The sequence below is a fragment of the Streptomyces hilarionis genome (assembly GCF_024539675.1).
Taxonomy (GTDB): domain Bacteria; phylum Actinomycetota; class Actinomycetes; order Streptomycetales; family Streptomycetaceae; genus Streptomyces; species Streptomyces hilarionis.
This window is the reverse complement of sequence record NZ_JAHHIT010000249.1, coordinates 1-7,804: the sequence shown is the minus strand read 5'-3', so window position 1 is coordinate 7,804 and position 7,804 is coordinate 1. Positions and strand designations below refer to the sequence as shown.

Annotated in this window: 6 protein-coding genes; 4 read left to right on the top strand and 2 right to left on the bottom strand. The window is 74.6% G+C overall.

Going from position 1 to position 7,804, the window contains the following annotated elements; genetic code table 11:
• The first annotated feature begins 322 nt into the window (after window positions 1-322).
• The 4 genes from KMS84_RS36650 (at window position 323) to KMS84_RS36635 (ending at window position 4,853) form a co-directional block, all read left to right on the top strand.
• A complete protein-coding gene (locus tag KMS84_RS36650; protein ID WP_256920870.1) occupies window positions 323-715 on the top strand; it encodes a DoxX family protein in 393 nt (130 codons plus the stop codon).
• Window positions 712-1,179, top strand: a complete 468-nt coding sequence (locus KMS84_RS36645) for a peroxiredoxin (protein WP_256920869.1) — start codon at window positions 712-714, stop codon at window positions 1,177-1,179. Before KMS84_RS36650 ends, KMS84_RS36645 begins: the two co-directional genes overlap by 4 nt.
• A 114-nt stretch (window positions 1,180-1,293) precedes the next feature.
• Window positions 1,294-3,636 carry a SpoIIE family protein phosphatase gene (locus KMS84_RS36640; protein WP_256920868.1) on the top strand — a complete coding sequence of 781 codons (2,343 nt, stop codon included), beginning with the start codon at window positions 1,294-1,296 and terminating at the stop codon, window positions 3,634-3,636.
• 185 nt (window positions 3,637-3,821) lie between these two features.
• Window positions 3,822-4,853 (top strand): TauD/TfdA dioxygenase family protein, encoded by a 1,032-nt coding sequence (locus KMS84_RS36635; RefSeq protein WP_256920867.1) that lies wholly within the window; start codon window positions 3,822-3,824, stop codon window positions 4,851-4,853.
• A 6-nt stretch (window positions 4,854-4,859) separates the two neighbouring features.
• On the opposite strand, the gene KMS84_RS36630 is transcribed toward KMS84_RS36635, so the two are convergent.
• Window positions 4,860-5,894, bottom strand: coding sequence for an LLM class flavin-dependent oxidoreductase (locus tag KMS84_RS36630; protein WP_256920866.1), 1,035 nt, complete (start codon window positions 5,892-5,894; stop codon window positions 4,860-4,862).
• Window positions 5,895-5,960: 66 nt separating this feature from the next.
• Window positions 5,961-7,466: a metallophosphoesterase family protein gene (locus KMS84_RS36625; protein ID WP_256920865.1), complete on the bottom strand. Its 1,506-nt coding sequence runs from the start codon at window positions 7,464-7,466 to the stop codon at window positions 5,961-5,963.
• Window positions 7,467-7,804: the final 338 nt, after the last annotated feature.

Genomic DNA, 7,804 nt, shown 5'->3' with positions numbered 1-7,804 from the left:
GCGGGGGAGCGGGCCGGTTGGTGTGGCCCGGCGGCGGGCGGGGTCGTGGGGGGGCGTTCGGTGGGTCCCGGCAGGCGGTGCGAGCCTGCCGGGACCCCGCCGCCGGGCCGGAGCTCCGGCGGCATACCGACCAGTATGGGCCGTCGTGGGTCATCCGGGTACCGGTCGGCGAAACGATCACCGCCGGGGACGGTGCGGCGCCCTCGCGCGCAACCCGAGCCGCGTGGGCGCGGGTTGGGGCCGTGACCGGCCCGGGACCCCGCCGGGCGGCCCGCGGCTACCCTCCAGTAATCTCGGGCGCCTGGTCACCTGAGGAGGAACCGTGCCCCGGTCCGAACGCTCACCCCTGCTGCTGGCGGGTCTGCTGGCCGCCGCGGGCGCGGCCCACTTCGCCGTGCCGCGCCCGTTCGACGCGATCGTCCCGCGCGCCCTGCCGGGCTCGCCCCGGCAGTGGACGTACGCCAGCGGCGTGGCCGAACTGGCGCTCGCCGCGGGAGTGGCCCTGCCCCGCACCCGGAAGGCGGCCGCCCTGGCCAGCGCCGCGCTCTTCGTCGGCGTCTTCCCCGCGAACGTCAAGATGGCATGGGACTGGCGCCACCGGCCCGCTCCGCTCAGGGCCGCCGCCATCGGCCGGCTCCCCCTCCAGGCGCCCCTCGTGCTGTGGGCCCGCAGCGTCGCCGCGGGCGCCGCCGGGACGACGGAGGGACGGGCATGACCAAGGCCCCGGAGATCGGCGACCTCGTCGACGACTTCGCCCTGCCGGACGAGACGGGCGCCGTGCGCACGCTGACCGGCCTGCTCGCCGACGGGCCCGTGGTCCTCTTCTTCTACCCGGCCGCCCTGACCCCGGGCTGCACCGCGGAGGCCTGCCACTTCCGCGACCTGGCCGCGGAGTTCGCCGCCGTCGGCGCACGGCCCGTCGGAGTCAGCGCGGACTCCGTCGAGCGCCAGCAGGAATTCGCCGACCGGCACACGCTCGGCATGCCGCTGCTGTCCGACGAGGACGGCGCGGTGCGGGAACGCTTCGGCGTCAAGCGCGGCTTCTCCCTCGCCCCCACCAAGCGTGTCACCTACGTGATCGGACGTGACCGCACCGTGCTGGAGGTCGTGCGCAGCGAGCTGCGCATGAACACCCACGCCGACCGCGCCCTGGCCGTGCTGCGCGACCGGCGTCCCTGACGGGCCGCGGGCGGCCGGGGCGGGCCGCGTGGCCCTCGGTCGCCCGGAGCCCGCGTCCCGGCCGCCCGGTCGTCGCGGTTGATGCACCGGGCCCGAGGGACCATTCTGGACGATATGGAGCAAGTCGTCGCCGCGGCGGTCATCGATGCGCACGGCATCGTGACGGGCTGGAGCGAGGGCGCCCGGCTGCTCACCGGCCACCCGGCCGAGGAGGCCGTGGGGCGGACCGCGACCGACCTGCTCGCGCAGGAGCTGCCCCGCCGCGGCGGAGGCGGGTGGACCGGCCCCGTCGTCGTACGGCATCGCGACGGCCGTCCCGTACCGCTCGTCGTGACGGCCTGCCCGGTGCTCGGCCCCGACGGGCGCCGCACCGGGTACACACTGAGCGCCCGGCGGGCCGACGACGGCGAGCCGACCCTCGCCGGGCGGGCCTTCCAGCAGGCCTCCATGTCCATGTCGGTCTTCGACGCCCAGCAGCACTACCTGCGGCTGAACGAGGTCGCCTGCAAGGTCATGGGCGTCCCCGAGGACGCCCTGCTCGGCCGGCACTTCCCGGAAACCGTTGCCGACGTCGGGCCGCACCGGGGCTTCAACTGGCACCTGCGCCAGGTCGCCGAGACCGGTCGCCCGCTGCGCTACGAGAGCTTCGCCGGGGCCCCCTCCCTCAACCGCGAGCACGCCTGGACCACGGAGATGTGGCCCGTGCGGGACGCCTCGGGCGAGGTCACCGGGGTCGCCCTCGCGGCGTTCGACAGCAGCGAGCAGTACCTGGCCCGCCAGCGTCTGACGCTGCTGAACGAGGCCGCGGCCTCCATCGGGACCACCCTCGACGTGGTGCGCACCACCGAGGAGGTCGTCGCGCTCCTCGTCCCGCGGTTCGCCGACTTCGTCAGCGTCGACCTCCTGGACTGGGTGCTCGGCGCCGACGAGCCGCCGCCCGTGCCGACCGGCGAGGTCGTGCTGCGCCGGGTCGCCCACGGCTCCGCCCACGAGGGCACTCCCGAGGCGGCCGTCCGGCTCGGCGAGACCGACGTCCATCCCCCCTTCAGCCCGCCCGCCCGCGCCCTGCGGGAGGGCCGGGCCGTCCGCATCCAGGCGGGCGAGCCCGACTTCATGCTGTGGCTCGCCGAACGCAACGCGCGCGCTCCCGAGGGCCACCGCTTCCGCAGCGGCGTCCACTCGGTGATCTCGGTGCCCCTGAAGGCCCGCGGCACCACGCTGGGCGTGCTGGTCGGCGTGCGCATCGCCCACCCGGACGACTACGAGAGCGACGACGCCGTCTTCGCCGAGGAACTCGCCAGCCGCGCCGCCGTCTGCATCGACAACGCCCGCCGCTTCGCCCGTGAGCGCACCACCGCCCTCGCCCTGCAGAACAGCCTGCTGCCGCGCGGTCTGTCCGGCCAGGCGGCCGTCGAGGTGGCCCACCGCTACCTGCCCAGCGTCTCCACGGCGGGGATCGGCGGCGACTGGTTCGACGTCATCCCGCTGTCCGGCAGCCGGGTCGCCCTGGTCGTCGGCGACGTCGTCGGACACGGCATCCCCTCCTCGGCGACCATGGGCCGGCTGTGCATGGCCGTGCGCACCCTCGCCGACGTCGACCTGCCGCCGGACGAACTGCTCACCCACCTCGACGACCTCGTCACCCACCTGGCGGCCTACGACGAGGGCGGCGAGGACGTCGCCGAACTCGGCGCCACCTGCCTCTACGCGGTCTACGACCCCGTCAGCCGCCGTCTGACGGCCGCCGCGGCGGGCCACCCCGCGCCGGCCCTGGTCCGGCCCGACGGCAGCGCGCAGCTGATCGGCATGACCCCCGGGCCCCCGCTGGGCGTCGGAGGGATGCCCTTCGAGGCCGTCGAGCTGGAACTGCCCGAGGAGTCGGTCCTCGCCCTCTTCACGGACGGACTGATCGAGGACCGCGACCGCGACGTCGACCGCGCCGTGGACGAACTGTGCAACGCCCTCACCGCACCCGCCGCCTCACTCGACGCCCTCTGCGACGGCGTCCTCAAGGCGGTCCTGCCGGAGGAGCCCGGGGACGACGTCGCCCTCCTGCTCGCCCGCACCCGCGCCCTCGGCGCGGACCGGGTCGCCACCTGGGACGTCGCCCCCGACCCCGCGCTCGTGGCCGCCACCCGTCAGGCGGCCACCGAGCAGCTCGCGGCCTGGGGTCTGGGGGAGGCCGCGTTCGTGACCGAACTCGTCGTCAGCGAGCTCGTCACCAACGCCATCCGCTACGGCGCGCCGCCCATCCAGCTGCGTCTGATCCGTGACCGCAACCTCATCTGCGAGGTCTCCGACGGCAGTTCCACCTCCCCCCATCTGCGCCGCGCCCACGCCTTCGACGAGGGAGGGCGCGGCCTGCTGCTCGTCGCGCAGCTCACCCAGCGCTGGGGAAGCAGGCAGACGGGCCGCGGCAAGACCATCTGGGCGGAGCAGGCGCTCGAACCCGGGTGATCACCGGCAGGGGCGGGCGGGCCCGGCGCGCCCGTCGCGGAACGCCCCTTCGCGCGGGAGCACCTGATGCACGTCCCGGCCGACCGGGGTGTCGCCAGGCCGCCGATCCGCTGTCACGATCTTCCTGTCGCGGCGCCCCCCCACGACCGCGGCGGTCAACACGCACGAAGACGAGCGGAGAACGCATGACGACGGACAGCCGGCCGGCCGGACCCGACGACACGGCGCCGGACACGGCGGCGGACACGGTGGGCGACACGGCCGCCGACGAGGCGGCGCGGGCGGCCGGAGTGCGGGTACGGCCCGTCGCCGGGCACATCGGCGCGGAGATCGACGGCGTCGACCTGGCCGCCGGCCTCGACGAGGCGCAGGTCGCCGCCATCAGGAGCGCGCTGCATCGCTGGAAGGTGGTGTTCTTCCGCGACCAGCGCCTCGACCACGCCGGACACGTGGCGTTCGCACGGCGGTTCGGCGAACCCGTCGTCCTGCACAGCCGCGGCGGCGCCTCGCCGCCCGACTTCCCCGAGATCGAGACGACGGCCGACCGGCTCGAACTGGGCGGCAGGTTCGGCATGGAGCACGACGAGTGGCTGCGCCGGCGCCGGCACACCCTGCTGCGCGGCTGGCACTGCGACCACGGCGCCCGCATCGACCCGCCGGCCGCGACCATCCTGCGCGCCGAGACCGTGCCGCCCTACGGCGGTGACACGACCTGGTCCAATCTGGTGGCCGCCCATGCCGGACTCTCCGCGCCGGTGCGGCGGTTCGTGGCGGGGCTGCGCGCCGAACACCGGCTGGGCGTGGGCTACCAGCCCCGCCCGGGGGAGGACGCCTACGTCCGCCATCTCCTCGACCGTCAGGTCGCCTCGGTGCATCCGCTGGTGCGCGTCCACCCCGAGACCGGCGAGCACGTGCTCTACGTCAACGGCTACTACGTCGAGCAGATCACCGAGCTGTCCCGCGCGGAGAGCCGGGCCGTCCTGGACATGCTGCTCGACGAGGCGACCCGCGCCGAGTACACCGTCCGCTTCCGCTGGGAACCCGGCAGCGTGGCCTTCTGGGACAACCGCGCCACCATCCACCTCGCGCCGGGTGACAACGCCCACCTGGGCTTCCCGCGCACCATGCACCGGGTGATGCTCGCCGGCGAGGTCCCGGTCGGGGTGGACGGCCGGCCGTCGGAGGCGGTGACGGGAACCGAGCCGGGCCGCTGGTGAGGAGCCTCAGGCTCCCGTGCCGGGCCGCCGGCCCAGCGCCGGGCCGAGTTTCGTCGCCATGTCGGTGAGGATCTGCACGTAGTCCTCGTGCTCGAAGGTGAACGGCAGCGCGAAGGCCACCTCGTCGATCTCGCGGAACGCGACGTGGGCGTGCAGGCGTTCGGCGATCTCGTCCGAGGAGCCGACCAGGTCCGGGGCGAAGAGCAGCCGGGCCGGTCCCTGCGGCGAGGTCGTGCGGGGCAGCCGCACGGCGGCGAACTCCTTGTACCTGGCGCGCTGTTCGGGCGACGCGGAGTCGGTGGGGATCACCACCAGGCCCTGGGAGACGCGCGCCGTCTCGCCGTCGGGGTGGGCGGCCCGGAAGGCGCGGATGTGGGAGAGCTGGATCTCGGCGAAGTCCCTGGTGTCGTCCGGGCCCTCGGCCTTGACGACGCTGCTGGTGAGGAAGTTCATGCCGTGCTCTCCCGCCCACCGCGCCGAGCCGGTGCTGCCGCCGCCGTACCACAGGCGTCGGCCCAGGCCGGGGGAGTGCGGCTGGACCCGTTCGGAGAAGACCTCGAACCCCTCGACCCCGCTGAAGTCGGTGGCGGCCTCCCCGCGTACCAGGTCCAGCAGCCGTCGCACCCGGTCGTAGCCGAAGTCCTCGGCGTCGGCCGTGTCCGGGTACAGGGCCTCCTTGACCTGGTCGTAGTGCATCGGCGGACCGACGCTCACGCCCGGGTTGAGCCGGCCCCCCGACAGGACGTCGACCGTCGCCAGGTCCTCCGCGAGGCGCAGCGGGTTCTCCCAGCCGAGCGGGATCACGGCGGTGCCGAGCTCGATGCGGCGGGTGCGCTGCGAGGCGGCCGCCAGGACGGCGACGGGCGAGGAGATGCCGTACTGCAAGTGCCGGTGGCGCACCCAGGCGCTGTCGAAGCCGAGCCGCTCGCCCAGCTCGATGATCTCCAGCGTGCTCTCGTGGCCCGGTCCCGGGTCGTCACCGTCGAAGAGCCCGATGGTGAGGAAGCCCAGCTTGCGCAGGGGGCGTGAGGTCGGGGGCACAGCTCCTCCGTCGTTCTCGGCGTGCACGCTCGTGCGGTGGTCCTGGCCGTATCGTCGCAGGCCGGCTCAGACCAGCGGGATGACGACCTCGTCCTCGACCGGCGGGTTCAGCTCCTGGGCCAGGTTGCCGGTGGCCGCGTGGCAGCGCAGCCGGACCGACTCCGGCGAGACGTCCAGGCGCAGGAAGCACTTGAAGAACGGCGGGCTGTACGTGGCCGAGCCGGGCGAGAAGAGCTGCGTGTAGATCTTGCGCACGGGCAGCCGGAAGCGGGCGCGGCGCTCCGGGCGGCTGCCGGCTCCGAGCAGGGAGGCGACCAGCCGGATCCGGCGCGTCACGCGCACCTGCGGGCCCGGCGTCCGGGTAGGCGCGATGCCCAGCCGCTCGGCGACGACCGCCTGCGCCTCCTCCTCGGTGAGGGAGAAGAAGCGGCGCAGCCGCAGGCGGCGCCCGTAGAGCCTGCTGTAGAACGCCAGGGAGTCGCCGCGCAGCGGATAACAGCGGAAGTCGCCCTCCGTGACGCCGGCGACCGACACCCGGGGGATGGTGTGCGTGGCGTGCATGAAGGCGCCCCCGCCGCCCGCTACGACGTACTGAAGCGTCCGGCCGTCCGCGAGGCGCACGGGGTAGCGCTGGTAGTTGTGGATGTCGCCGCCTATCGCCGCGACGAAGCGGTGGGCGGGCGCGCGGACGATGTCGTCGACGGTGCCGCCGCCCTCGATGGGGCACGGATGGTGTTCCCCGTCCACGTACAGGGGTGAGCCGGTGATCAGGATCTTCGGTCGCGGCCCCTGGGAGACCTCGCGCAGCCACGCGCCCTGTTCGGCGTCCAGGACGCCGAGGAGCCCGGTGTCGATCCCGATGATCCGGACCGGGCCGGCGTCGATCGCCCAGTACGGCCCGGGCTGGACGGCCTGTTGGCCCGCGGCGCCGCGCAACGCCCGCGCCCGGCCGAGGAGTCGGCCGTCGTCCGGGCGCGGCCGGTGCCACAGCAGGGAGCGCAGCCAGGCCCGGGTCGGGGGGCGCGGCGCGGGCTCGGCCGGCGGGGGCGGGGCGTCGCCGCAGAAGACCCGCATGAACGCGCCCAGGTCCTCGTACCAGTCGTGGTTGCCCGGTATCGCGTAGATGGGGGCCATGTAGTCGCGGTACGGCCGGAAGAACTTGGCCTCGTAGTCGTCGGCGCTGCCGACCGGGTAGATGACGTCACTGGCGAGTACGGCGAAGGACGTGCCCTGACTGACCCTCAGGAAACCTGGCACCACCGCGTATTGGGGGTCGTCGCCTTCCCCCGTGTCGCCGATGACCATGAAGGAGAAGTCGTCCGGGTCGGTGCGCCGGACGATCTTGTCGGCCGGTGCGCCGGCGGACGCCCGCTCGGCCACGAGGCGGGCGCGGGTGCGGCCGGTGGGGTCGCCGAACCAGGAGGCGAGCACTCCGTTGCGTGCGGCCCACAGGAGCCGGGGGTTCAGCCAGGAGATCTTCTCGACCCCGCCCGGCATCAGCTGTCGGTACGTGCCCCGGTCGGCGTCGCCCCAGCCGGCGCCCGCGGCGGTATCGCGTGAGGAGTCAGACACCGGTGCACCGTAGCAATGATCCACGGGGCGGCAGAAGGCGGGTGACCGGCGACGACGTGGTGCGCGCCGCGCGGGCGCGCCCCGTCGCGCGCCCCGGGTGCTCCTCCGGCGTCCCGGAGGTGACTGCCGTCGCACGGGGCGGAGTTGGCGACGGACCGCGCGGTGACGGGCGGCGCCCGCCGGACCCTCTACTCGGTGACTCGGTGACTCGGTGACTCGGTGACTCGGTGACTCGGTGACTCGGTGACTCGGTGACTCGGTGGTGCGCTGGTGCGGTTCGGTCCGCGGCCCGGGAGGCGGTGGCGGTGGCGGCGTACGGGAGGGGCCCGGGTGGCGGG